The sequence below is a fragment of the Streptomyces sp. NBC_01363 genome (assembly GCF_026340595.1).
In the GTDB taxonomy this organism is placed as follows: Bacteria; Actinomycetota; Actinomycetes; order Streptomycetales; family Streptomycetaceae; genus Streptomyces.
This window is the reverse complement of sequence record NZ_JAPEPF010000001.1, coordinates 1890405-1912939: the sequence shown is the minus strand read 5'-3', so window position 1 is coordinate 1912939 and position 22535 is coordinate 1890405. Positions and strand designations below refer to the sequence as shown.

Here is a 22535-nt window from a genome sequence, read left to right as displayed (position 1 = left end):
GAGGCACGTTGTGACACTGGTCCAGATGCAGCCCCACCCGGCGAACGCCGGCCTCGTGCCCCGGACGGCGCTCAAGGCCATGAACACGGCCGGGCCACAGGTCTGCGACGACATGACCGTCGAGGTGGCCCTGTCCGTCATGGCCAGTGCCAGGACCGGACACCTGAGGGTCTGCGACAACGACAGCCTGTGCACCGGACTGGTCACCCTGGCCCAGCTCACCATCGTCCGCGACGGCCCCGCCTACACGGACCGGCTCCAGCTGCGCGACATCCTCGGCGACCGCGGGCCGCACACCTCGCCCGCCACCATGATGGCCGAGCACGCCACGCACCGCCGCCGGCTCGCTACCCAGTCCGTCGTGGACGAGCAGGACAGCGCCCCGGGCGTCCTCGCCCTGGCCCTCTGAACCGTCTCACCACGGCGGAACAATCCCCTTCTTCTCCCTGTGAGGCATCGTGCGCTGTGTCATCGCCCGCTTCCCGTTCGAACTCACCAAGAGCGGCGTCCTGGAATCCATGAAGGGCATCAAGCCCGAGGAGGTCGTCGGCGAGTCCGTGACCATCGGCCGCCGCGCCTACCCCGTCAAGCAGGTCGGCGAGGTCATCACCCGCCAGGATCGCCGCGACTTCAGCGCCGACGAAGTCCTCCGGGCCATGACCAAGCTCGGCTTCACCTGCCGCAGCCTCCCCCGGACCGCCGCGCCCACCCGCGCCCTCAGCCCACTCCAGCACGCCTCCGCGATGCTCGGCACCCCGGTGGCCGTCTGACCATCTGGCCACCTGGCCGATGGGAAGCGCGAGCTGACACCTGAACAGTCGGGAGGGCCCGACCGGCACACGCCGGTCGGGCCCTCCCGCGTACCGGTGAGTTTCTCTACGCGGCACGACGTCAGTGATCGGAGTAGCTGAAGTCGCCCATGGTCCAGGCGCTGACATCCGCAATCGAGACGCGGTACATCCCACCCGTCTCCGGAATCCCCACCGTGCCCTGAAGGATCCGCGCCATATGGAAGTGCAGATACGCGGGCGGCCCGTCCCCCCGCGTCGTAGCGGTGAACGCGGCGGAGAACTCGCCCAGACGGGACGAGTCCGTCAGGACCTCCGACACCCGTTGCCTCCACACGGCTTCGGGCGCCAGCCGGCCGGTGATGACAGCACCACCGGTGACCACGGTCAGGGACATCTGATTGTTGTGCCCGGACTCCACCAGCGTGGCGACGTCAACGAGCAGCTCGTCAGGCTTCGACATGAGAGCCGATCCTATTCGCGGGTCCGTCCCGTCCGTCCCCTCGACCGGTCGTACTGCCGAGCGAGACGGGCAGTCACCGTCTTCCCCTCAGAGGCCCGCCGGCTGACCGCGGTCGCTCTGACGAGTCGGTTGACCACGGGCCGGCCGAAGTCTCCGGCGAGGTCGATTACCTCCTCATGAGACACACAAAAATCTCTATTGGCCAGAGTAGACATTGGGTGGTGGCGTGGTTATGGTTTCTCTCGTAACCCAGAGAGACAGCAAGACCTGGCAGAGACGAACTGCCGGTAGTACATGTAGTTGCAGGGCGGTGCGGCAGTGGAGTTTCGAAGCCAGGGTTGTTGAAGGACGGCGACGGGACTGACAGCCGGACCGGGTGGCCCGCAGTGAGGGGCCGCCGGAGCGGGACCGCTGTCATGGCAGTTGCGGTGCCCGTGAGTGCAGTCCGCAGTACCCAGCAGTGAAGTGACTGAGCGGTACCTCGGTGAAGGCGTCGGCTGCGGACGCGCGCACCGGGAAGTTCGGCAGTGGGGTTCCAAGCCAGAGCAGACGCAGGACGGGCAACGGGGCTGGCTGCCGAAGAGTGGCGCTGTCACGGGCCACTGAGCAGTTCGCACACCAGCAGTACGCAGTAGAGCAGTACCAGTAGTACGCAGTACCCCCATGGTAGGTAATTGATCACCGAGGGAAGAACGGAGGAGCCCGCGCCATCAGGATCGCCTGGGCTGGAGTCTTTGGCCCGGGTACCGCAGGACATCGATAGTGAGGTGGTCTCCGGTCAAGCAACCGCGATCCCCGCACTCCCGACAGCAGCCAGGTCGGGGCCGCGGATACAGAATGCCGGTGCAGTATCAGGGCCGGCAGGTGGTGTAGTAGTTCCTTCGGGGCCCTGGTGCCGTACGGCACCAGGGCCCCTCCACGCGTTCCACAAGAGAGGTGCAAGTGACAGCAGACGACTCGTACGGCCGTCTTGACGACGACGACTACCCCGCCTACACGATGGGCCGGGCCGCCGAGATGCTCGGCACCACCCAGGGCTTCCTCCGCGCCATCGGCGAAGCCCGTCTGATCACCCCGCTGCGCTCGGAGGGCGGCCACCGCCGCTACTCCCGCTACCAACTGCGCATCGCCGCCCGCGCCCGCGAACTGGTCGACCAGGGCACGTCCATCGAGGCCGCATGTCGCATCGTCGTCCTGGAAGACCAGCTGGAAGAGGCGCAGCGCATCAACGCCGAGTACCGCCGCGCCGCCGAATCGGCAGAGCCGCCGACCGCGGACTGAGGCGGTGCCCGCCGGACACCGGCGGGCACCCCGCACAGGTGCAGGCGATTCCTCTGGTGACGGAGTGTGCGGACGTGTACCGTCCCGGTGAGTTGTCGTGGTTCGGAAGTTCCCTCTGCCCACCCCTTCGGTGTGGGCGTTTTGCTGTGCTGTGCCGCAGGAACCAGGACGATCACCTCCGCCTTCCGCATGGAGCGGGAGACGTCAGTCGACTGGAAGGCATGAGACATGGCTACGGGAACTGTGAAGTGGTTCAACGCGGAAAAGGGCTTCGGCTTCATCGCTCAGGACGGTGGCGGCCCGGACGTCTTCGCCCACTACTCGGCGATCAACTCCTCGGGCTTCCGTGAGCTCCAGGAGGGTCAGGTCGTGACGTTCGACGTCACCCAGGGCCAGAAGGGCCCCCAGGCGGAGAACATCAACCCGGCCTGACCTTCCCCACCCCTCCGGCGGAACCGGGATCCTCTGGGTCCGGCCGCAGGCTACGGCGGCCCCGGACCGCCCCGGTCCGGGGCTCGCTCACGCAATCATGCGGGTTCTGGATGTATGCGTGTGGGGTGCCGGCCGGGAAACGACGGTACTGGGCAGGAGCTTCGCCTCCTCCGTCCCCTGGCAGCACCGCATGCCACAACGTGCCAGTAGCGGCGGTGAACAGCGGTCGACAAGGCATCTGCCAAGGTGGCAAGAACAGTACCTTCAGTGGATGTTCTCGCAGGTCATCAGCCCTGTGGTCCATCACGTGCAGAGTGATTCCCAAGCTCAGAGCGCGAGTTCGATTCTCGTCACCCGCTCCATGATGAAGGCCCTGGTCAGAGACCGGGGCCTCATTTATTGTCTAGACCACTTTCACGGCGCGTGCCACTCGCGTGCCGCAGGTCTCGATCGCACCCTCGACGCCTGCCGCACCGATGTCCTGGACGGCCTTCGCCCGCGTCCGTGGCGTCCAGCTGCGCCATGAGCCGCTCCCGGCCCGAACGCTCCAACCAGTCGGCAAAGTGCATGACGCCGGGGAAGGTCGTATGTACGGGCGCGAGGATCGGCCACCTCGCGGCGCATCACCGCGGCCACATCGGGCAGCCAGTCCTCGTGAGCGCGCGGGCCGACCGCGATGAAGGAATACCGGTTTCGGTACATCTCCACTGCCATCGCCCATGTACCGGCATCGGGCCCCGGCTGCGGACCGCTCTGCCGAGCGGGCTCGATCTCGCTGTTCATCCGGGTCCTTCCCCGAGGTAGACCACCAGGCGCCACCGGATGCCGACCGCGTCAGCGAGCGCGTCCACCTGCTCGACACTGGCGACCTGCCCGGACTTGGACACCTCCTTGCCGGCGCCCCTGATGCGGCACGGATTCCGGCGGATCAGCTCGTCATCCACGGCGGTCTCCAGGATCGCCTTGAGCAGCCGGTGCGACTTGGCCACGGTCGTGGCGGCGCTCGTGGTGGCCAGTCGCTCCGTCCTCCACTCACGAACTCGCGGAGGGGTGATCTCGTCCCGGTCCAACTCTCCGAACGTGGGCAGGATGTGCAGTCGGAGCAGCCGGACGTACAGCTCTTCCGTGAGCGACGCGACTCCGCGTTCCACGACCCACTTCGTCGCGTACTCCTCGAAGTTCACCTGCCCCCGCGTCCGGGTCACGCCAGTCTTTGCCCGCGCCACGACGCGCCGCACGGCGGACCCGCGGGACGCGGGAGTTCTCCCGCCTGCTGGTTGTACCGAGGGCCGCGTCCCGCCGTGCGGGGTGCGACCCTCGATGTCCGCGACCACGACGGCCAGCCGCCACAGGGCACGGTGACGAGTTCCATGGCGTGGCCTGCCGGGTCCATGAAGCAGACGCCGCGACCACCGGCCACGGCCACCCCGGCACGGCGGCGAGTTGGTCGTCGGACAGCCGGACATCTGAGCACCCCGGACACCGGGACCATCACCGACACGCGCCTCCACGGGAGTGGCCGCCCGAAACCGCCTGCGCAGAGTGCGCTCCCTCGACTGAAGGCGAGCTCGGGCGGGGCCGTCGTCGGCATGAGTCATGCGCCTGAGGATGCGACGGCCTGTCACCTCCGGCTCACGACTGTCGGATGGTCCTCACTTGACGGTGGTGTCCCCCAGGGTCTCCAGCACCTGCCGGAGGCCCTCGGCGGTCTTCTCGACCAGGTCGCGGTCCACATCGGCGAGCAGCCGTGCGTAGTTCGCCAGATGGTCGGCGAAGGCGGCCCGGGTGACCTCGTGTCCGTGTTCGGTGAGGCGGATCTTGATGGTGCGCCGGTCGTCGCCTTCGCGCACCCGCTCGACCAGGCCCTTGGCCTCCATCTTGTCGATGCGGTTGGTGATCGCGCCGGAGGTCACCATGGACGCCTTGAGGAAGGATCCGGCGGTGAGGGCGTAGGGCGGCCCTGAGCGCTGCAGTGTGGTGAGTACGTCGAACTCGCCGTGCTCCACTCCGTGCGCGGCGGCCGTGGCCTTGGCGGACTTGTCGACCACCCGGGCCAGCCGCTGGATCCGCCCGAAGAGCTCCACTGGCCAGAGATCCTCCACCACGTCGGGGCGCTCCTTGGCCCACTGACCGATGATCGCGTCCACGGCATCGCTCATCGCCACATTCCTCTCAATGGACACCTTCTCAACGTTAAGAGGCTTGACGTTGAAGGAGTCGGGCTGCTTTTATCTCAACGTTGAGATTATCAAGACTGAACGACAGGAGCACTCGATGTCCTCGCTCACCCTCCATCCCGCCGCCCAGGACCTCCTCCTCCGTGAGGCCCGTACCGCCCACACCTTCACCAGCGAGCCGGTGACCGAGGAGCAGGTCCAGGCGATCTACGACCTGGTGAAGTACGCCCCCACCGCCTACAACCAGTCGCCGCTACGGATCGCCCTGGTCCGCTCGGCCGAGGCCCGCGAGCGGCTCGCGCAGCACATGGACGAGGGCAATCGGCCGAAGACCTCGGCCGCGCCACTGGTCGCGATCCTCGCCGCCGACAACGAGTTCCACGAGGAACTCCCCGCGCTGCTCCCGCACTTTCCGCAGGCCAAGGACGTCGTCTTCGCCGACCGCCCGGTCCGCGAGGAGTCCGCCCTGCTCAACGCGACGCTCCAGGCGGCGTACTTCATCCTCGGCGTGCGCGCGGCGGGGCTGGCCGCGGGGCCGATGACCGGGTTCGACTTCCCGGGTGTCCAGAAGGAGTTCCTGGACGACGACCACACGCCGCTGATGGTCGTGAACATCGGCCGCCCCGGCGCGGACGCCTGGCACGCGCGCTCACCGCGGCTCGCCTACGACGAGGTCGTCACCACGGTCTGAGCGACCTGCTCCACCGAGCCTCCTGGCTGCTCGGACCACCGGAGCCTCAGACCGTCGGAGCCTCGGACTGTCCCGACCGCCTCGGCGCATTCGCGAACCGTCCGCGCCAACCGCCTCACCTTCCGGAGCCCGCCATGCCGCTGCTCGACCGAACCCACCCCCGCCCCACCGCGCAGACACCGGCCCCCGCTGCCGCGCAGGGACCGCGCCATGTCCCCATCGCATGGCTGGCGTTGCTGGCCACGCCGCTCGCCGCGAGCGCCAACAGCCCGGTCCTGATCCTCCCCGACATGGCCGACTCGCTCGGCATCCGTACGGCCACGGCGACCTGGCTCGTCACGGCGTTCGCCTGGGCCATCGCCGTCGGCACCCCGCTGATGGCGGGCCTGCAGCGTCGCCGCGGGCTGGGCAGCACGCTCCGGCTGAGCACGGCCCTGATCGTGGCCGGCACCGCGGTCGTCGCCGTGGCGCCTTGGCTGTCGCTGGCCATGACGGGCCGGGCAGCCCAGGCGATGGGCGGCGCGGGCCTGGTCACAGCGGCGATGAGCCTGGCGGGCTCGGTCCGCAGGATGGGCGTGATCACAGCAGGCTTCGGGACGCTGGGCGCGGTCGGGCCGCTGCTCGGCTCGGCGATCGCGAGCACGGCCTCCTGGCGAGCGTCCCTCGCCGTCGGGGCGGTCGCACTCCTCGCCCTGCCGGCCGTCGTGCGCCACGCCGACCTGTCCGCACCGCAGCAGAGCTCCCCCTTCGACGGCCGGGGCGCCGCCCTGCTGGCCCTGATAGCGACGGCCCTGGTACTCATCCCGCGCTACCCGCTCCCAGCTGTGACCGCCTCGTTGGTGATGGCCGCGCTGCTGGCCCTGCACATCCGGTCCAACCCCACAGGCTTCGTCCCGGCATCGCTGCTGCGCACCCGGGCGTTCGTTCTCTCCGCCGCGCTCGCCTGCACCTTCGCGACCTCGTACTTCACGCTGCTCTTCACCGTCCCGCAGCTGCTGCGGGACCGTACCGGCTGGTCGACCTCCACGATCGGCACCGACCAGTTGGTCGCCCTCCTCGCAGGGGCGGTGCTCTCCATGGTGCTGGCCGCCGCCTCGGCCCGGATGAGCCGCCCGCGGGTCCTGACGATCCTGCTCACAGCCGGAGCCCTGGCTCCGCTCACCGCAGTACTGACCCCCTGGGCGCCACTGCTCCTGCTGGTCGCGACGCTGGCCGTCTTCGCGACGAGTGCGGGCCAGGCGACACTCGCGGTGTTCGCCACTCAGGCCGCGCCGACCACCCAGCGCCCCACGGCGATCGGCCTGTTCCACCTCTGCTACCAGCTCGGCGGCGCCTTCGGCCCAGCGATCGCGGCCCTGATCACCATGGGCGACTGAATCACCCTGCCCCGGTCTCCAGCGCGACGCCGGAGACGACCTGTACGACGGCCATTCACAATCCGAGGATCATGATCATGAACAAGGAGACACCCACCATGTCCGCGTCCAAGACTCCGCCGGCGGCGCTACTGACCCGCCACGCAGATGCCGAGACCTGTGCCGACCCGAGCAGTGTGATGACTCTTCTGGCCGACTCGGACGGCACGGCAGGCGGCATCACGAGCTACCGATCCACCTTCGCCGAGGGCGCGACAGGGGCGCCGGCCCACTTCCACACCAGGGCAACGGAACTGTTCTTCGTGATCAGCGGAGCTCTGCAGGTTCTGGTGGGCGAGGAAGTCACCGTCCTCAAGGAAGGCGACTTCCTCGCGGTGCCTCCCCACACCCCGCACGCCTTCGCGGCTGCCCCGGGCTGTGAAGCGGATGTCCTCTTCGTCTTCACTCCCGGCGTGGGCAGGTTCGACTACCTGCGCCTGCTCGGCCGGGTGATGCGTGGCGAAGCGGACCCGAAGGAGATCGCCGAGTCCTCGGAGCGTTTTGACAACCACTACGTCGACAGCGCTGTCTGGCGCGCGGCGCTGGAGCGTTCCGCGTGATCGACTCCACGGCCCCAATCCGGGTGGCCCGGCCCTCGCGGGACCTCGCCGCCGCAGAACGCTTCTACAGGGACGGCCTGGGTCTGACCGTCCTGTGGCGGACGACCGAGCGTGTGCCGGGCGAGCACGATCTGCTGATGCTCGGCCCTACCGGCGGCACCTGGCATTTCGAGCTCACGCATGACCCAGACCACCCACTGGAGCCGACCCCAACGGTGGACGACCTGTTCGTGGTCTACCTCGGCAAGCCGGTGGACGAAGCCCTGATCGACCGCCTCACGGCGGCCGGCGGTACCCGGGTCCCGGCACACAACCCGTACTGGGACGAGCGTGGAGTGACGATCACCGACCCGGACGGCTACCGCCTCGTGCTGTGCTCACGCACCTGGGCACAACAAGCGTCCGACATCTCATGAGCGGAGCCACAGCGGTAGTAGGTGACCCGGCCTTCGGCCAGGTCAATCGCGGCGGTGAGGGGATGCCCGCGGTTCAGGAACAACCGCGAGAGGGAGGTTCAGGCGAGTCGGCCGCGGATTCGCCAGGAGCACAGGACTGCCAGTACCGCGGTCAGGGCGGCGAAGATCGCGGTCTCGACCCACTGAAACGTCCAGTAGCGGTCAGCCGGCTGCTCGGAGATGTCCACGTGAATGTTCCCCTTGGCCAAGCAGCCCGGCATTTCGTTGATCGACTTGTTGTTGGTGCAGTCCTGGTACCAGTCGCTGTGGCCGACCTCCCTGCCCGCGGAGTCGAGAATGGCGCTGGTCTTCACCACCCAGGGCCCGCCGGGCACTCGCAGGCCGCCGATCTCACCATAGGTACCGATCTTTGTCAGACCGCTGATCATCTGCGAGGTGAGCGGCACCGAGGTGCGGACCGGAGTCTCGTAGTGCGGCCGTACCAGCGTGGGCATGACGACCTGGAGGACGGCGAAGAGCACCAGGGTCGTTCCCATGGCGGGCACCGTGTGGCGGATGAACAGGCCGAGAGCAGTGCCCAGCATGAAGGCGAAGGCGGTGTAGGCGAGCGGCGCGATATTGCGCGAGCTGAACAGCACCGGCTCGAACCGGTTGTTCAGGACGTCGTTGACCGGACCGGAGGCCCAGGTCAGCAGGAGACTGAAGACGCCGGTCACGGCCATGCTCAGCAGGCCGATCGACCCGAGCTTGACCGCCAGCCACCGGCTGCGGGTCACACTCTGGTTCCACACCAGCCGGTGGGTACCGTCCTCCAGCTCACGGGTGACCAGCGGCGCGCCCCAGAAGACGCCGATGACGCCGGGGACAGCCAGCAGCAGGTAGCTGAACAGGTCCACCTCGAAGCCGTACTGGTCGGCGAAGGCTGCCAGCACACCGGAGCAGTTGTCACGGCCCGCACAGTGCGCGAGGTTGTCGTCGTATCCGCTGTGGATCTGCTGACCCAGGTGGACCAGATAGATCGCGAAGAGCAGCAGCGCACCGAGGCCCACCAGCGCCTGCACGCGGAACTGTCGCCAGGTCAGCCAGATCATGAGTGGGTCTCCGTGGGCATCGGGGCGGGCTGGGCGGCGGGCTGGTTCGCCCGGGTCATGTAGGCCAGGACCAGCTCCTCCAGGTCGAGGGCGTCCACGGTCCAGGAACCGGAGGCCGGCAGCCCGTCGTCGGCGCGGACGATCGCGGTGCTCTCCCGCGGCGTGTGATCGACGCTGACGAACTCCACCACCGCGGGCAGAGCCGCGACGACGTCGCGGGCCCCGACGATCCGGTAGTGGCTCGCCAGCAGCTCGGACACATCGCCGACGAGCTGGATCCGGGATCCGGCCAGCACGACGAGGTAGTCGCAGACCCGCTCCACGTCGGCGAGCGCGTGCGAGGAGAGGATCGCGCCGGCACCCAGTTCGGAAACGGACTCCATCAGGCTGTCCAGGAAGCCGGAGCGGGCCAGCGGGTCGAGCGCCGCGGCGGGCTCGTCGAAGATCAGCAGCTCCGGTCTTTTGGCTGCCGCGACGGTGAGTGCGAGCTGGGCACGCTGACCGCCCGAGAGCCGGCCCGCCTTCCGTTTTGGGTCCAGTCCGATCCGGGCGATCCGCCGCTGCGCGAGCCGACCGTCCCAACTCGGGTTCAGTCGGGCGCCCATGCGCAGGTGGTCCGCGACGGACAGGTCGGTGTATACGGGCGTGTCCTGCGCGACGAAGCCGACCTTGGCCAGGTGGGCCGGGTTCGCGGCCGGCTCCGCGCCGAGCACGCGGATGCTGCCCGAGCTCGGCCTGATCAGCCCGCAGGCCATGTTCAGCAGCGTCGACTTGCCGGCGCCGTTGGGACCGACCAGGCCGATCACCCGCCCCTGCGGGATGTCCAGGTCGCAGTCGGTCAGCGCCTGGTGGTGGCCGTAGCGCTTGCCGAGCCGCACGGCTTCCAGTACCGGTGTCATGTGTTCCTCCCGAATCAGCCGCGCGAGCCGCGGTTCTCGCGCGGCTTCCTCACGAACCGGTGGATGCCATAGCCGACCGCGAGAAGGACGGCCAGATTGAGGGCCCACCATGCGTACAGCAGCGGGCTTCGCACGGTCTTCTCGGCCTGGGCGGCCGAGACTGCGAGCGCAAGAGGAGCGGAGATGAGGTCTGCCATGGCCACAGACTGCTGACCGCGCCGCGGTCCCCGCACCGACCGGAAGAACGGTTCAGGTGCCGCCGAGTCGTACTTTCGGCCGGTTCAGCGGCCTGTGGTGATCGCCTAGCGTGAGCCCGGTGAGCACGGGACATCGACCGGCCTGGGGGCCGAGGGCCGCCGTCAACACCATCCTGGGGGTGGTGTTCTGCGTGGTGTTGGCCCTGATGGCCGTCCAGTACGCCGGCCAGGGCCGCGCCTGGGCCTTCGACAGCGCGGTCGGCGCGGTGATCTGCCTGGTCGCGCTGGGACGAGAGCGGCACCCGGGCCGGGCGGCCGTCATCGGCCTCGCCGTCGCGGGGATCGCCGGCCTGACCGCCCGGCTCGCCCACCTGCCCGGCGAGCCCGGCGCCGCCGCGGTGCTGGCCCTGCTCGTCCTCGGCGGCTCCGCGATCAGGGCGCTGCCCTGGCGCCAGGCAGGTGGTATCGCAGTCAGCGGGCTGGTGCTCATGGCCGCCGGCCTGCTGTCCAGCGAGGCTCCCAGCACCCCGTTCCGGGTCGGTACGCAAGTCTGGGTCCTCGCGCTCGGGATCGGGCTCGGGCTGCGCCTCCTCGACTTCCGCCGCCGTGCGGCCGCCGAGGCCGTACGGCGCGAGGAGCGCCTCGCCCTGGCCCGGGAGCTGCACGATGTGGTCGCCCACCACATCACCGGCATCGTGGTGCAGGCCCAGGCCGCCCGCCTGGTCGGCCGACGGCGACCCGAGACACTGGACGACACCCTGACCGACATCGAGGAAGCCGGCAGCGTGGCGTTGGCCGCCATGCGCCGCGTCGTCGGCCTGCTGCGGGACACCGACGACGCGGCCACGACCTCCCCCACTGTCGCGGGCCGGGAGCAACTGACCGACCTCGTCCGCCGGTTCGAGGGCCACGGCCCCGAGGTCCACCTGCACCTGCCCGCTGACCGGGTGGCCTGGCCACCCGAGGTGAGCACCACCGTGTACCGGATCGTCCAGGAATCCCTGACCAACATCGCCCGGCACGCCGCACACGCCCGCTCGGCCACCGTCCACATCGCCCAGGAGCATGACGGCGTCACCGTCACGGTCCACGACGACGCTCCGGGCGGTCCGGCCCGCCATCTGCATCAGGGCGGCTTCGGGCTGATCGGCATGCGCGAACGGGTCGAGGCCCTCGGCGGCACGCTCGCCGCAGGCCCGGAGCCCGACACCGGCTGGTCCGTCCTCGCCACCCTGCCGCTCCGCACGGGAGACCGCCGTTGAGCATCACCGTCCTGCTCGCCGACGACCAAGCGATGGTCCGTCGCGGCCTGCGGCTCATCCTGGAGGACCAGGAGGACATCTCCGTGGTCGGCGAGGCGGCGGACGGCGCCGAGGCGGTCGAGCTGGCCCGGCGGATGCGCCCGGACGTCTGTCTGGTCGACATCCGGATGCCGAAACTGGACGGCATCGAGGTCACCCGGGCCCTGGCAGGCCCTGGCGTGGCCGACCCACTGCGGGTGGTCATCGTCACCACCTTCGACCTCGACGAGTACGTCCGCGGCGCCCTGCACTCCGGGGCCGTCGGCTTCGTACTCAAGGACGCCGGCCCGGCCCTGCTGGTCGAGGCTGTCCGCGCCGCGAACAGCGGCGACGCCCTGATCTCCCCCTCCATCACCCTGCGTCTGCTGCGCGACCTCGCCCCCGCCCGGAAGACAACCGCGGCCCGGCCCGTCCAGCCGCTCTCCGCCCGCGAGATCGAGGTCGTCCGCGCCATCGCCAGGGGCCGTACCAACCAGGAGATCGCCGCCGCCCTGTTCATCTCCCTGAGCACCGTCAAGAGTCATCTGGCGACCATCCAGACCAAGCTCCGAGTCCGCAACCGGGTCGAGACCGCCGCCTGGGCCTGGGAGAGCCGACTCATGGACTCCGACCAGTCACCCTGACCAGGAGACCGCTGCGCGCCGCTCGTTGCAGTTCCGACTGCGTTCAGCCCTGTCCGGACCGTCCGCACCTCGGACGGCCTGCGGATCGCAGCATTCGCCTGATACGACCGGCCTGATTCGTCGGGCACCCCGTCGGGGCGGAATGGCCGGCAGAGACAAACACTCTGTGCGCCGGGAGGCGCGTGCCACTACGTGCCGGTCAGGCCGGTAAACGGCGGTCAACCGGCGGCTTCCCGCAACCCGCGGATGCACCACCTGGAGGGGGTGCGACGCAACACTTGCACCACCTGGCCGCCAGGCCTTCTCACATCACGAGACCCATTTCACGTGACCTGCGACACAGGCCAGTCACGTTGCGCGCTCGCTGCCCTGCCGCTCGCGATCGTCTGCATGGCCGCCCCGGCGCGCGCCGACAACGACAGCAACTTCGCCAGCGGCGTCAACGCCGCCGACAACTGGGACTTCACCGAGTCCGCGACGTGCCTGCAGGAAGTCACCGCCGTGCCTGTTGTCGGTGGCTGGGTCGGTGACCACACCAACAACTGGACATGCCGCCTCCGGCGTAATCGGCGCGTTGGGCCGGTTGGCGGTGTCAGGCTGTCCGGGTTGATCACTGTCGTGCGAGGTGCCCTGTGTGTATGGGGCGTGTGAACGTTCTTTCGGGCGGATCGCCGTTGGCTGCCCGCTGGATCCGAGTATGTCGGGGTGTGCGTCGGGTCGGGGGCACCGTGAGCCGGAATATGTGGCTGGGTGCTGAAGGCGCCAGCGCCTAGAGGGAGGGAGAAGCTGCTCCCCGTCCGGGGTGGCACCGCTTCGTACCGGCCCCACACAACCGACCGCCCACTGAATTCCCATGCCGCGGTATGAAGGGATGCGAGCAACGATGACCGAAGGCGCGCGAAAGCCGGGCAAGTTCGGGGTGGACCGGTCGGAGGGGTTCGGTGAGCGGTTGCTGGGTTTGCTGCTGGACCGGGCTCACGAGATGCCGCCGCAGTTGATCGCCCCGCTCGTTGCGGAAGAGGTGGCCAGGGTCGGTGGCTGGGACGTCTCGATCCTCTTGCAGGACTACGAACAGATGCTGCTGGTGCCGCTGCCGGGCCGGGGGTTGATGGTCGGGGACCCCGAACCGGTCGAGGGGTCCCCCGCCGGGGAGGCGTTCCTGTGCCGCAGAACGGTGGAGGTGCCGCAGGACGGAAGTGTGCGGATGTATTTGCCGTTGCTGGACGGCAGTGACCAGGTCGGGGCGATGGTTGTCACCCTGGGCAGCGTCGACGACGACGACAGGCGGTTGCTGCGCAGACTCGCCGGTTTGGTCGCAGACATGATCGTGACCAAGGACGCCTACACCGACCTGTTCTTCCAGGCCCGACGCAGCGCCCCGATGAGCGTGGCCGCAGAGATCCAGTGGTCGTTGCTGCCTCCGCTGTCGATGACTGTTCCGCAGGTTGAGGTGGCCGGAATTCTGGAGCCCGCGTACGACGTGGCCGGCGACAGTTTCGACTACGCCCTCAACGGCGACATCCTTCATGTGGCCATGATCGACGCGATGGGCCACGGCCTGGACGCGGCGACCATGGCGACGGTGGCTATCGGGGCCTACCGCCACACGCGACGGGCCAACACCGGCCTGTCCCAGGTGTATGCATTCATGGACAGGGCCATCAATGAGCAGTTCGGCAACGACCACTTTGTCACCGCGCAGATGATGTGTCTGAACACCGCCACGGGCCGGCTGCAATGGGTCAATGCCGGCCACCCGGCACCGCTGCTGATCCGTGGCCGCGCCGTGGTGGACCGGTTGGAGAGCCCGACCACATTGCCGGTCGGCTTCGGAGGTGAGGAGCCGGTAGTCAGCGAGCGGATGCTGCAGCCCGGGGACCGGTTGCTGTGTTTCACCGATGGCCTGATCGAAGAGCATCAAGCCGGTGGGGAAGAGTTCGGTGAGGAGCAACTCATCGAGTGGACCAACCGAGCCGTCCGTGACCACACGGCGGTGCGGCCGGTGGTGCGCGCGCTCTCCCACACCCTGAAACAGGAACGAGGCGGCGTCACCAGCGACGACGCGACCATCTTCCTCATCGAGTGGCGCGGCGGCGACGCCGATCATCTCGCCACCCTCGATTGAGCCGACAGTCACCTCCGCTACGGGGCCGACGGAGCCGAAACCCCGCGGCCCATCCGCCGTTCACGTGACGCCATGGCCCGTGCGGTCGACGCCGACAACGTCATCCAGGCCGCCGACATCCCAGGCGGCGGTGTCCAGGCCGACCCGCGTGACGGGTCCGAGGTGCGCGGTGAGCGCCTGCATCAGGGCGGGCAGCTCGACCGTGACATTACGGGAGCGGGGCCACCAGGCGCCGTCGAGGACGCCTTCGCGGGAGTGCGTCGTCTGCAGCCGGAGCAGTGCCGTGCCGGGTTTCACCGCCCGATGGATCTCGTCCGGAAGGAGCTTCCGGGGGGGGTGGAGGTGTCGGATTCGGCCATGGAGGTCCGCCTGACTGCGCGGGGCCGCCGACACTTCATGGCCGGCTGGACACCGCCGTGGTCCGACGGCACTCCGCGTGCCTGTGGTCATGCCCGCGAGCATCGGCCGGGAGGTGTTCCCGGTCGGAAATCACCTGGTCAGAACGGCGCGCCCGACCGCGGCGCGGAGTAGCCTGAAAGTACCGGGAGTAACTCGAACACCCGCTCCCACGCGGACGTCGTTTCCGGCGATCAAGACACTGGGCCGCCCTGCAGGGCGGCCCGGAGACAGGTCCGCATCATGGCCACGACCGTCGAACGCGGAGTGGCGCGGGCGCTTGTTTCCCCGCTCCCGACGCGGATTTCCCTGACGCCGAAGACCACCCTCGCCGGCCAGTTGGACGGTGCCTGGTGGCCCTACTCTCGGGACCTGCCCACCGAGCTTCCGTCCCTGGTCGAAGCGCTGGAAGGACGCTGGGGACGCATCACGCGTGCCATGGTGAACCCCACCCGCTGGCCCGTCGTCCCGCACAAGGTTCCCGTCACCGGGCACATCGTGCACGTGGGCTGGTTCACCGAACAGGATCCCGACAAGATGATCCTGCTCTCCTGCACCGCAGGCCGCTGCGACCTGCTGGTTATCCCCCCCCGAGACCGAGCCCGCCGCAGCCGCCCGGCTGATGAGCGCCGCCGCCGTCCCCGGCAGCGTCCTCACCGCCGGTGTGCTGATGTCCGACGAAGCCGCGACCGGCCGCCGTATGCGGGACGCCCGAAGCAGCCAGGAGGCTTGGGAGACCGATGGCGGGTCCGCCCTGCCGCCCCTCCGGCACCCGGTCGTCAGCGCGCGGGTGATCCCCCTGCCGGGGAACACACGGAGATGACGACATGGAGACCGTGATCACGCTCGCGGCAGGCGCCCTCCTGATCGCGCTCGGCATGCTCCTGATCCACCGGCTCAACGCCCAGCACGACGCACGCATCGCGGCCTACCACTTCAGCGATCCCTTCCCTGCCATCAGCCGGCCACCCGGCGACGGCCACCACAGCTCGACAGGGCAAGCCCCCAGCCGCAGGGTCACGGGCTACCGGCCCTGACCTCAGGCCACTCCTCCGACCGAAGACCGCAGGTGGGGCACCCGACACCCGGGACAACCCACCCGTCGGCCTCTTGCTTCGCCCCGAAGGGAACACACCGTCTTGTACCCCGTCGAGCACGAGCCCCTGCCGCAGGCAGGACAGGCCGAGATCCGGATCGTCGCCGCAACTCCCGAAGCCGCCCGCGCGGTCGCCGAAGTAATCCGCCGCTGCTTCGCCGGAACGGAACAGCGCAGCTACCCCGCCCCCGAAGGCGGCACCCGGCTCCACCTCACCGTGGACACCGAATCCGCCGCAGGACCCGCCCTCTCCTGGCTCACCACCAGCAGATCGTCCACGCGCACCGGCGCCCACGGCGACGAAGTCTGAGAAGCACCGGACCGTCACATGCACGAAAGGACTCGATCATGGCGACCCTCCGCGAGCGGCAGGTCTACCGCGAGCGGGTCCTGACCGCCCTCTACGAAGCCACCGAAGGCAACCGTCTCCTCGGAGTCCCTGGGCGGAAGCTGCGGAACGACCTGCGCATCCCGGAGGAAGACCTGGCCGCCGCCTGCACCTACCTCGCCGGCGAGGGCCTGATCACTGTCGACTGGGAACCGGGCAACACACCCGCGATGGTCTCCCTGACCCACCAGGGAATCCGCCGCATGGAGGCCGAAGAAGAAGAACGCGACTGAGCCGGACTGTCCGAGGGCCGACCCGTCCACCGCTCGGCCCGGCACGTACGGCCTGCACGGCCCCATTTGCGCACAGGAACGAGGGGGACGGGGCTACCCGATGGCCCGCTCTCCCCTCCCGGCCTGCCCTTGCCCGCAGTCGTACAATTGAACATGGATCGAGCACTCTCACGTGTGACGATCCGGAAGGGGCGGCCCCGGCGGAGTGAATGCGCTGGGGCCGTTGCGACGACCGCCGCCATAAGGCCCACGCGCCCGACGTCATGTCGCCGCCCGGCGCCGGTGACCCACCTCGCGCGCGAGATCCTGGAGACCAGCCCGCGCCATCCCCGCCCCTGCAACCGAACAAGCAGGTCATCCGCCTGTCCACTGGCGCAAGCACGGTGATTCCCAAGCTCAGAGCGCGAGTTCGATTCTCGTCACCCGCTCTTGCAGGAGAGCCCAGGTCAGCGACCTGGGCTCGCCTGGTTGTCCAGACGTTTCCAGGTGTCACGCACCGCCTCTGCACCACCTGCCCCTTCCTCCTGCTGCTTCGTGTTCACTTTCTCGGTCGGCTGCCCGGCGCGCATCATCGTGTCCTCGGGCGTCGCCCCGGATCGAGTCGCCGCGATCGGGTCCGCCTCGTACGTGACCCGGATGACACCGTCCGGGTGTCGTTCGGCGCGGGCGCGGACCCCGAAGACCTCGTGGAAGAGGTCCGGAGTGAGGACGTCGAGGACCGGGCCCGCGGCGATGACACAGCCGTGGTGGAGGACGACGAGGCTGTCGCAGAGCCGGGCGGCCAGGTCGAGGTCGTGCAGCACGGCGAGGGTCGTGACGCCGGTGTTCCGGATCAGGCCGAGAAGTTCGAACCGGGCCCGGATGTCGAGGTGGTTGGTCAGTTCGTCCAGGACGAGGAGCTCCGGGGCCTGGGCGAGGGCCCGGGCGAGCAGGACGCGCTGGCGCTCGCCGCCGGAGAGGGCAGAGAAGTCCCGGTCGGCGAGCGACGCGATGCCGCAGCTCTCCATCGCCCCGGCGACGACGCGCCGGTCGCTCTCGCCGTCGCGTCCCAGCACCCCGTGGTGCGGGGTGCGGCCGAGCGCCACCGTCTCGGCGACGGTGAGGCCGCCCGCGCCCGCACCGTCCTGGAGGACGGCGGCGGTGTGCCGGGCTGCGGCCCGCGAGGAGAGCCGCCACACATCCCGCCCGCCCACTTCGACGACCCCCGCGACGGGCCGCAGCGAACGGTAGACGGCACGCAGCAGGGTGGACTTGCCGCTCCCGTTGGGGCCGACGAGGCCCACGATCTGGCCTGGCAACACGTCAAGTCCGACGTCGTGCAGGACCGGGGTGGCGTCGAGGGTGACGTGGAGGCCGTCCACGGTGAGTCTCATGCGGCGTCGAGCCCCTTGTTGCGGCGCAGCAGCCAGAGGAAGAACGGTGCGCCGAGCAGTGCGGTGAGGATGCCCAACGGCAGCTCGTTGGGCCGGTTGGCGGTACGGGAGAGCAGGTCGACCAGTACGAGGTAGACGGCCCCGAGGAGTGCGCTCAGCGGGAGTAGCCTGCGGTGGTCGGCGCCGAGGGCGAGACGTACCAGGTGCGGGATCATCAGGCCGACGAAGCCGATGCCGCCCGCGACGGCGATGACGGTCCCGGTCAGGAGTGCGCTCACCACGAGCAGCACCGCGCGGGTGCGGTGCACGTCCACGCCGAGCGATGTCGCCGACTCGTCCCCGGCGAGCAGTGCGTTCAAGCGCCGCCCGAAGAGGGCGAGCAGCATCGCCCCGAGCGCCACCACGGCGGTGACGGTGGGCAGTTGACTCCAACGGGCGCCGGAGACGCTGCCCAGCATCCAGAACATGACGCCGCGCAGCTCGTTCGGTGTGGCCCGCAGTTGCACGAAGCTCGTCGCCGACAGCAGCACGTAGCCGACCGCGACCCCGGCGAGCACGAGCCGCGTGGGCGCGAGCCGTCCCCTGCGTTGTCCGAGCGCGAAGACCAGCATCCCTGCCAGGAGTGCCCCCACGAACGCCGCTCCGGAGACGCCGAGTCCGCCGAGCCCCGCCCCGCCGAGCGTGATCACGAAGACCGCGCCCAGCGAAGCTCCGTGCGAGAAACCGAGGACCGTGGGATCGGCGAGCGGGTTGGAGACAAGGGTCTGGAGAACGGCGCCGGAGACGGCGAGTCCCGCCCCCACGACCGCCGCGAGGACGACACGCGGGGTGCGGAACTGCCAGACGATCTGGTCGAGGGCGACGTCGTCCACGGGCCCCCGGCCGGTGACGTGGTGGACGAGGACCGTCCACACGTCGCCGACCGGCACGTTGACCGTGCCGATGCCGACGGCGAGGACCATCGAGACCAGCAGCGCGGTGGTGAGCACGAGGACGCAGGCCCACAGCGGGAGACGGATCAGAAGACTTCGGGGTGCAGCATCCTGGCGATCTTCTCGACCGCCATGTCGTTGCTGGGACCGAGGTACATCGAGTCGGACAGCACCACGAACTTGTTCTTCTTGGCTGCGGGCCACTGGGGGAACTCCTTGAGCAGCTTCTTCGCGTATGCCGTCGGATCCGGGTCGTTGTAGCTGACGACCACCAGGGCGTCCACGTCGGTGGCGGCGACCTTCTCCTTGCTGAGGTCGGCGAAGGAGGTCTTCGACGCGCTCGCGAAGGCGTTGCTGCCGCCGGCCTTGGCGAGGATGTCGTTGTAGATGCCGTGGGCGGCGACGGAACTGAAGTCGTTGCCGCCCATGGTCATGTTGGAGAAGATGACCATGACCTTCGGCTTCTTCGCGTCGCCGACCCTCTCCGCCACGTCGGCGATGTTCTGCCGTTCGGTGGCGACGAGCTTCTCGGCCCTGTCCTCGACGCCGAAGGCCTTGCCCATGTCCCGCAGCAGTGTGTAGCTGTCGTCGATCGTCATGTTCAGGTTGTCCTGGCCGCAGCCCTCGGGCGAGACGTAGGTGCGCGCCCCGACCTCCTTGAGCTGCTCGCGGGTGGCGAAGCCGTTCTTGGCATCGAAACCGTAGGACATGGTGGAGAGTACGAAGTCGGGGCGCAGACCGATCATGGCCTCGCGCGGGATGTCGAAGGCGTCGTTCGGCTTCACTCCGCCCGTGGGCAGCTTCTCTATCTCCTCGGCGCGCCCGGGGACTTCGGACATGCCGTAGGACTGCTGGTTGGAGACGATCCGGTCCCCCTGGCCGAGGGCGAGCAGCGTGGACACCTCGGCTACCGAGGCCCCGTTCATCACGACGACCCGGCTGGGGGCCCTGTCGAACTTCTGGTTCAGCCCGCAGTTCTTGAGAGTGACGGGGTACTCGCCCCGCGCGGCGGGGGACGCCTTCTGGGCGGCGCCCGTCTTCTTGCCGTCCGCGCCGGAGCCGGATTCCGGTTCGGAACAGCCGGCCGCGGCGAGACACAGGAGGGTGGCGAGGGTGATGGCTGCCGGCCTGGGTGTCGGCATGGAGTTCTCCTCGGTGATCAAGTGGGCGCGTCAAGGCGCTGTTGCAGGAGTCGGGGGCAGGGGCGGGGAAGTTCCCGGCGGTCGGGGCGTGATGTACGTGACGTAGGCGATTGCCCGGCCCGGTGGGCGGGGCGCGAGCGTGTACGTACGGAATGACAGGCCCGGGGCAGCGCCCGGCCTGGCTCGTCCGGGCGCGCGGCAGCACTCCACACACCCCATGTGATCTACATCACACCCCGGGTGCGGGAACTCTCGCACCTCTCGCACCGACTCCTGTACGTCACCGTCCCCACCGGTCCACGCACGAGGAAGAATCGATGACCGAGACCACGCCTGCCGCGTCACCGCCGCCCCGGCAACGCTCGGCCGAGGAGACCGCCCCGGTCGAGGACTTCACCACGTCCGCGCCGAGCAACGCCGGCGGCACCTGGAGCGGGCTGCGCCCCCTCCTGCTCCGCCTGCACTTCTACGCGGGCATCCTCATCGGCCCGTTCCTGCTCGTCGCGGCCGTTACCGGACTGCTCTACACGGCCACCCCGCAGATCGAGTCCGTCGTCTACCGCCACGAGCTGAAGGTCACCCCGCACGGCGAGCCGAAGCCGCTCACCGCTCAGGTGAACGCCGCCCGCGAGGCGATACCCGACGGGCAGCTCGTCTCCGTCACGAAGGGCGCGGGGGACAGCGACACGACCCGGGTCACCTTCGACGTCAAGGGATTGCCCGAAGGCTACACACAGACCGCCTTCGTCAATCCGTACGACGCAGAGGTGCGCGGCACGCTGCGCACCTTCGGCGAGTGGCTGCCCGTGCGGTCCTGGTTCGACGGCCTGCACCGCACCCTGAACCTCGGCGACTTCGGCCGCAACTACAGCGAGATCGCCGCGAGCTGGCTGTGGGTCGAGGTGCTCGGCGGGCTCGCGCTGTGGCTCGGGGCGCCGCGCGGCCGGGAGCGGCTGCGCAAGCTGTTCGTGCCGCGCCGGGACCCGAAGGGGCGTAGGCGCACGCTGTCCTGGCACGGGGCGGTCGGGCTGTGGGTGTCGATCGGCTTCCTCGCGCTCTCGGCAACCGGGCTGACCTGGTCGGCGCACGCGGGCGCGAACATCGGCAAGATCCAGGACTCGCTGGGCGGGGCGACGCCCTCCCTCTCCTCGACCCCCGGTCACGGCACGCACGGCGGCTCGACGGGGGCGGACTCGGGTGACTCCTCCGCGGATGCGGCCGCCGCGAGGGTCGATCTCGACGAAGCCGTCCGCATCGCCCGCTCCAAGGGGCTGCGCGGCAAGCTCGTCATCAGCCCGCCCGCGGACACCGGGAGCGCGTACGTCGTCCGCGAGAACACGCGGCACTGGCCGGAGCAGCAGGACTCGATCGCGATCGACCCGGCCACCGGCAACGTCACGGACAAGTTGGTCTTCGACGACTTCCCCGTCCTCGCCAAGCTCACCCGCTGGGGCATCGACGCCCACATGGGCCTGCTCTTCGGTCTCGCCAACCAGATCGTCCTCGCGCTCATCGCCGTCGCGCTCATCGGGATGCTCTTCTGGGGCTACCGCATGTGGTGGCTGCGCAGGCCCACCCGGGCGAGCGGGACACGGTTCGGCCGGCCGCCGGCGCGGGGAGCCTGGCGCCGGGTGCCGGGCAGGGTCATGGCACCGCTCGTCGTCGCGGCCGCCGTCCTCGCCTACTACCTGCCGCTGTTCGGGCTGCCCCTGGTCTGCTTCCTGCTCGGAGACCTGGCGGTCGCGCAGGCACGACGACGCGAGCGCGAGCGCACGGAAGCGCGCGCCGGGACACCGAAGGAGATGGCCCGATGATCGCCGCCACCGGGCTGCGCTGGATTCTGACGCTGCTCTTCTGCGCGCTCGCCGCCCACGGCCTGTGGCGCGCCGCCGCGGCCCGCTCCCACCCATGGACCGCGCGGCTCGCCCACGCTCTGCACGCGGTCATGGCCCTCGCCATGTTGGCGATGTCCTGGTCCTGGGGCATGGACCTGCCCGGCACGCCGCAGGTGGTCTTCTTCTCCGCCGCCGCGGCCTGGTTCGTGCTGATCGCCCTCGCTCTGCCGAGCAGAACCGAACCGCGGGCGCGCACCCTCGTGAACGCACTGCCGCACGCCGCGATGACCGGAGCGATGGCCTGGATGGTCGCCGCGATGTCCTCGGCCATGTCCATGGGCGCGACAGGCGGGGGCCACGCGCACGACATGCCCGGGATGGACATGTCGGCCCCGGGCGCGACCGCGACGATGACGCTCGGCGACACCGGCGACCGCTGGAGCGCGGGACTGCTCGCCCTCGTCCTGCTGGCGCTCGCACTGTGGTGGCTCGCGAAGGGCTTCGACACGGGCCGCCTCGCGCCCCGCACGGCGAGCGGCGCGGCCTCGGGCGGCGCGGTGCACGCCGCGTGGGACCTGGGCTGTCACGGGCTGATGGCGCTGGGCATGGCGGTGATGTTCGCCGTGATGGTGTGATCCGCGGGAATCGACGCCGGCTGAACGGGCCTCGGCCCGTGCGGCC

25 protein-coding genes and 4 pseudogenes are annotated in these 22535 nt (G+C 69.6%); 18 read left to right on the top strand and 11 right to left on the bottom strand.

Annotated elements, in window-relative coordinates; translation table 11 throughout:
* The first annotated feature begins 10 nt into the window (after positions 1-10).
* Positions 11-409, top strand: coding sequence for a hypothetical protein (locus OG611_RS09040; protein ID WP_266417284.1), 399 nt, complete (start codon positions 11-13; stop codon positions 407-409).
* A 49-nt stretch (positions 410-458) separates the two neighbouring features.
* Positions 459-770, top strand: coding sequence for an SCO5918 family protein (locus OG611_RS09035; RefSeq protein WP_266417282.1), 312 nt, complete (start codon positions 459-461; stop codon positions 768-770).
* Positions 771-891: 121 nt separating this feature from the next.
* Here OG611_RS09035 and OG611_RS09030 read toward each other — a convergent pair whose 3' ends face one another.
* Positions 892-1251 (bottom strand): hypothetical protein, encoded by a 360-nt coding sequence (locus OG611_RS09030; protein WP_266417280.1) that lies wholly within the window; start codon positions 1249-1251, stop codon positions 892-894.
* A gap of 942 nt (positions 1252-2193) precedes the next feature.
* On the opposite strand from OG611_RS09030, the gene OG611_RS09025 reads away from it, so the two are divergent.
* Both OG611_RS09025 and OG611_RS09020 read left to right on the top strand, forming a co-directional pair.
* Positions 2194-2532 (top strand): helix-turn-helix domain-containing protein, encoded by a 339-nt coding sequence (locus OG611_RS09025; RefSeq protein WP_259927793.1) that lies wholly within the window; start codon positions 2194-2196, stop codon positions 2530-2532.
* Positions 2533-2760: 228 nt separating this feature from the next.
* Complete coding sequence (locus tag OG611_RS09020) at positions 2761-2964, top strand: cold-shock protein (protein WP_008735947.1); 204 nt, start codon at positions 2761-2763, stop codon at positions 2962-2964.
* 794 nt (positions 2965-3758) lie between these two features.
* Here OG611_RS09020 and OG611_RS09015 read toward each other — a convergent pair.
* The 3 genes and pseudogenes from OG611_RS09015 to OG611_RS09005 all read right to left on the bottom strand — a co-directional run.
* Positions 3759-4176 (bottom strand): annotated as a pseudogene (locus OG611_RS09015) (site-specific integrase); the annotation flags it as partial.
* Between the two features lie 121 nt (positions 4177-4297).
* Positions 4298-4378, bottom strand: a pseudogene (locus OG611_RS09010) (VOC family protein); the annotation flags it as partial.
* A 238-nt stretch (positions 4379-4616) separates the two neighbouring features.
* Positions 4617-5123, bottom strand: coding sequence for a MarR family winged helix-turn-helix transcriptional regulator (locus tag OG611_RS09005; protein ID WP_189276927.1), 507 nt, complete (start codon positions 5121-5123; stop codon positions 4617-4619).
* Between the two features lie 115 nt (positions 5124-5238).
* On the opposite strand from OG611_RS09005, the gene OG611_RS09000 reads away from it, so the two are divergent.
* The 4 genes from OG611_RS09000 (at position 5239) to OG611_RS08985 (ending at position 8223) form a co-directional block, all read left to right on the top strand.
* Positions 5239-5832 carry a malonic semialdehyde reductase gene (locus OG611_RS09000; RefSeq protein ID WP_266417274.1) on the top strand — a complete coding sequence of 198 codons (594 nt, stop codon included), beginning with the start codon at positions 5239-5241 and terminating at the stop codon, positions 5830-5832.
* A gap of 134 nt (positions 5833-5966) precedes the next feature.
* Positions 5967-7208 carry an MFS transporter gene (locus tag OG611_RS08995; RefSeq protein ID WP_266417272.1) on the top strand — a complete coding sequence of 414 codons (1242 nt, stop codon included), beginning with the start codon at positions 5967-5969 and terminating at the stop codon, positions 7206-7208.
* Between the two features lie 77 nt (positions 7209-7285).
* Positions 7286-7807: a cupin domain-containing protein gene (locus OG611_RS08990; protein ID WP_266417270.1), complete on the top strand. Its 522-nt coding sequence runs from the start codon at positions 7286-7288 to the stop codon at positions 7805-7807.
* On the top strand, positions 7804-8223 hold the full coding sequence (locus OG611_RS08985) for a VOC family protein (protein ID WP_266417268.1): 420 nt from the start codon (positions 7804-7806) through the stop codon (positions 8221-8223). Before OG611_RS08990 ends, OG611_RS08985 begins: the two co-directional genes overlap by 4 nt.
* A gap of 98 nt (positions 8224-8321) precedes the next feature.
* Here the strand turns inward: OG611_RS08985 and OG611_RS08980 are convergent, their stop codons facing one another.
* The 3 genes from OG611_RS08980 to OG611_RS08970 are packed head-to-tail and all read right to left on the bottom strand — an operon-like array spanning position 8322 to position 10410.
* Positions 8322-9314: an ABC transporter permease subunit gene (locus tag OG611_RS08980; protein ID WP_266417266.1), complete on the bottom strand. Its 993-nt coding sequence runs from the start codon at positions 9312-9314 to the stop codon at positions 8322-8324.
* Positions 9311-10213, bottom strand: coding sequence for an ABC transporter ATP-binding protein (locus tag OG611_RS08975; protein ID WP_266417264.1), 903 nt, complete (start codon positions 10211-10213; stop codon positions 9311-9313). Before OG611_RS08975 ends, OG611_RS08980 begins: the two co-directional genes overlap by 4 nt.
* Before the next feature lie 14 nt (positions 10214-10227).
* Entirely contained in the window at positions 10228-10410 is a 183-nt protein-coding gene (locus tag OG611_RS08970) for a hypothetical protein (protein WP_266417263.1), read from the bottom strand.
* Between the two features lie 119 nt (positions 10411-10529).
* Between OG611_RS08970 and OG611_RS08965 the strand changes: the two genes are divergently transcribed.
* The 4 genes from OG611_RS08965 (at position 10530) to OG611_RS08950 (ending at position 14459) form a co-directional block, all read left to right on the top strand.
* Positions 10530-11672 (top strand): sensor histidine kinase, encoded by a 1143-nt coding sequence (locus OG611_RS08965; protein WP_266417261.1) that lies wholly within the window; start codon positions 10530-10532, stop codon positions 11670-11672.
* Entirely contained in the window at positions 11669-12334 is a 666-nt protein-coding gene (locus tag OG611_RS08960; protein ID WP_266417259.1) for a response regulator transcription factor, read from the top strand. Before OG611_RS08965 ends, OG611_RS08960 begins: the two co-directional genes overlap by 4 nt.
* Before the next feature lie 327 nt (positions 12335-12661).
* On the top strand, positions 12662-12985 hold the full coding sequence (locus OG611_RS08955; protein WP_323180141.1) for a hypothetical protein: 324 nt from the start codon (positions 12662-12664) through the stop codon (positions 12983-12985).
* A 232-nt stretch (positions 12986-13217) separates the two neighbouring features.
* Positions 13218-14459, top strand: coding sequence for a PP2C family protein-serine/threonine phosphatase (locus OG611_RS08950; protein WP_266417257.1), 1242 nt, complete (start codon positions 13218-13220; stop codon positions 14457-14459).
* Between the two features lie 117 nt (positions 14460-14576).
* Here OG611_RS08950 and OG611_RS08945 read toward each other — a convergent pair.
* Positions 14577-14818, bottom strand: a pseudogene (locus tag OG611_RS08945) (DUF5994 family protein); the annotation flags it as partial.
* Positions 14819-15098: 280 nt separating this feature from the next.
* Here OG611_RS08945 and OG611_RS08940 point away from each other — a divergent pair.
* The 4 genes and pseudogenes from OG611_RS08940 to OG611_RS08925 all read left to right on the top strand — a co-directional run bounded on the left by OG611_RS08940 (position 15099) and on the right by OG611_RS08925 (position 16572).
* Positions 15099-15678, top strand: a pseudogene (locus OG611_RS08940) (DUF5994 family protein).
* Positions 15679-15682: 4 nt separating this feature from the next.
* A complete protein-coding gene (locus OG611_RS08935) occupies positions 15683-15892 on the top strand; it encodes a hypothetical protein (RefSeq protein WP_266417255.1) in 210 nt (69 codons plus the stop codon).
* Between the two features lie 102 nt (positions 15893-15994).
* The gene (locus OG611_RS08930; RefSeq protein ID WP_266417253.1) at positions 15995-16261 is read left to right on the top strand and encodes a hypothetical protein; all 267 of its coding nucleotides are present in this window, start codon (positions 15995-15997) and stop codon (positions 16259-16261) included.
* A 38-nt stretch (positions 16262-16299) separates the two neighbouring features.
* On the top strand, positions 16300-16572 hold the full coding sequence (locus OG611_RS08925) for a hypothetical protein (RefSeq protein WP_266417251.1): 273 nt from the start codon (positions 16300-16302) through the stop codon (positions 16570-16572).
* Positions 16573-17018: 446 nt separating this feature from the next.
* On the opposite strand, the gene OG611_RS08920 is transcribed toward OG611_RS08925, so the two are convergent.
* From OG611_RS08920 to OG611_RS08910, 3 genes are read right to left on the bottom strand one after another with little or no spacing between them, the layout of a single operon-like run.
* Positions 17019-17945, bottom strand: a complete 927-nt coding sequence (locus tag OG611_RS08920) for an ABC transporter ATP-binding protein (RefSeq protein ID WP_323180140.1) — start codon at positions 17943-17945, stop codon at positions 17019-17021.
* On the bottom strand, positions 17942-18907 hold the full coding sequence (locus OG611_RS08915; protein ID WP_266425676.1) for an iron ABC transporter permease: 966 nt from the start codon (positions 18905-18907) through the stop codon (positions 17942-17944). Before OG611_RS08915 ends, OG611_RS08920 begins: the two co-directional genes overlap by 4 nt.
* A gap of 56 nt (positions 18908-18963) precedes the next feature.
* Entirely contained in the window at positions 18964-20019 is a 1056-nt protein-coding gene (locus OG611_RS08910) for an ABC transporter substrate-binding protein (RefSeq protein WP_266417250.1), read from the bottom strand.
* A 317-nt stretch (positions 20020-20336) separates the two neighbouring features.
* Here OG611_RS08910 and OG611_RS08905 point away from each other — a divergent pair, with 317 nt between their 5' ends.
* Together OG611_RS08905 and OG611_RS08900 are read left to right on the top strand one after the other, a co-directional pair.
* On the top strand, positions 20337-21833 hold the full coding sequence (locus OG611_RS08905; protein WP_266417249.1) for a PepSY domain-containing protein: 1497 nt from the start codon (positions 20337-20339) through the stop codon (positions 21831-21833).
* Entirely contained in the window at positions 21830-22489 is a 660-nt protein-coding gene (locus tag OG611_RS08900) for a DUF5134 domain-containing protein (RefSeq protein WP_266417248.1), read from the top strand. Before OG611_RS08905 ends, OG611_RS08900 begins: the two co-directional genes overlap by 4 nt.
* The last annotated feature ends 46 nt before the right edge of the window (positions 22490-22535 follow it).

Excerpts from the sequence above, each read along its gene's own strand:
- OG611_RS09030 (WP_266417280.1), bottom strand. The coding sequence starts at position 1,251 with ATGTCGAAGCCTGACGAGCTGCTCGTTGACGTCGCCACGCTGGTGGAG.
- OG611_RS09020 (WP_008735947.1), top strand. The coding sequence starts at position 2,761 with ATGGCTACGGGAACTGTGAAGTGGTTCAACGCGGAAAAGGGCTTCGGC.
- OG611_RS09005 (WP_189276927.1), bottom strand. The coding sequence starts at position 5,123 with ATGAGCGATGCCGTGGACGCGATCATCGGTCAGTGGGCCAAGGAGCGC.
- OG611_RS09000 (WP_266417274.1), top strand. The coding sequence starts at position 5,239 with ATGTCCTCGCTCACCCTCCATCCCGCCGCCCAGGACCTCCTCCTCCGT.
- OG611_RS08995 (WP_266417272.1), top strand. The coding sequence starts at position 5,967 with ATGCCGCTGCTCGACCGAACCCACCCCCGCCCCACCGCGCAGACACCG.
- OG611_RS08990 (WP_266417270.1), top strand. The coding sequence starts at position 7,286 with ATGAACAAGGAGACACCCACCATGTCCGCGTCCAAGACTCCGCCGGCG.
- OG611_RS08980 (WP_266417266.1), bottom strand. The coding sequence starts at position 9,314 with ATGATCTGGCTGACCTGGCGACAGTTCCGCGTGCAGGCGCTGGTGGGC.
- OG611_RS08975 (WP_266417264.1), bottom strand. The coding sequence starts at position 10,213 with ATGACACCGGTACTGGAAGCCGTGCGGCTCGGCAAGCGCTACGGCCAC.
- OG611_RS08970 (WP_266417263.1), bottom strand. The coding sequence starts at position 10,410 with ATGGCAGACCTCATCTCCGCTCCTCTTGCGCTCGCAGTCTCGGCCGCC.
- OG611_RS08950 (WP_266417257.1), top strand. The coding sequence starts at position 13,218 with ATGACCGAAGGCGCGCGAAAGCCGGGCAAGTTCGGGGTGGACCGGTCG.
- OG611_RS08935 (WP_266417255.1), top strand. The coding sequence starts at position 15,683 with ATGGAGACCGTGATCACGCTCGCGGCAGGCGCCCTCCTGATCGCGCTC.
- OG611_RS08925 (WP_266417251.1), top strand. The coding sequence starts at position 16,300 with ATGGCGACCCTCCGCGAGCGGCAGGTCTACCGCGAGCGGGTCCTGACC.
- OG611_RS08920 (WP_323180140.1), bottom strand. The coding sequence starts at position 17,945 with ATGAGACTCACCGTGGACGGCCTCCACGTCACCCTCGACGCCACCCCG.
- OG611_RS08915 (WP_266425676.1), bottom strand. The coding sequence starts at position 18,907 with ATGGTCCTCGCCGTCGGCATCGGCACGGTCAACGTGCCGGTCGGCGAC.
- OG611_RS08910 (WP_266417250.1), bottom strand. The coding sequence starts at position 20,019 with ATGCCGACACCCAGGCCGGCAGCCATCACCCTCGCCACCCTCCTGTGT.
- OG611_RS08905 (WP_266417249.1), top strand. The coding sequence starts at position 20,337 with ATGACCGAGACCACGCCTGCCGCGTCACCGCCGCCCCGGCAACGCTCG.
- OG611_RS08900 (WP_266417248.1), top strand. The coding sequence starts at position 21,830 with ATGATCGCCGCCACCGGGCTGCGCTGGATTCTGACGCTGCTCTTCTGC.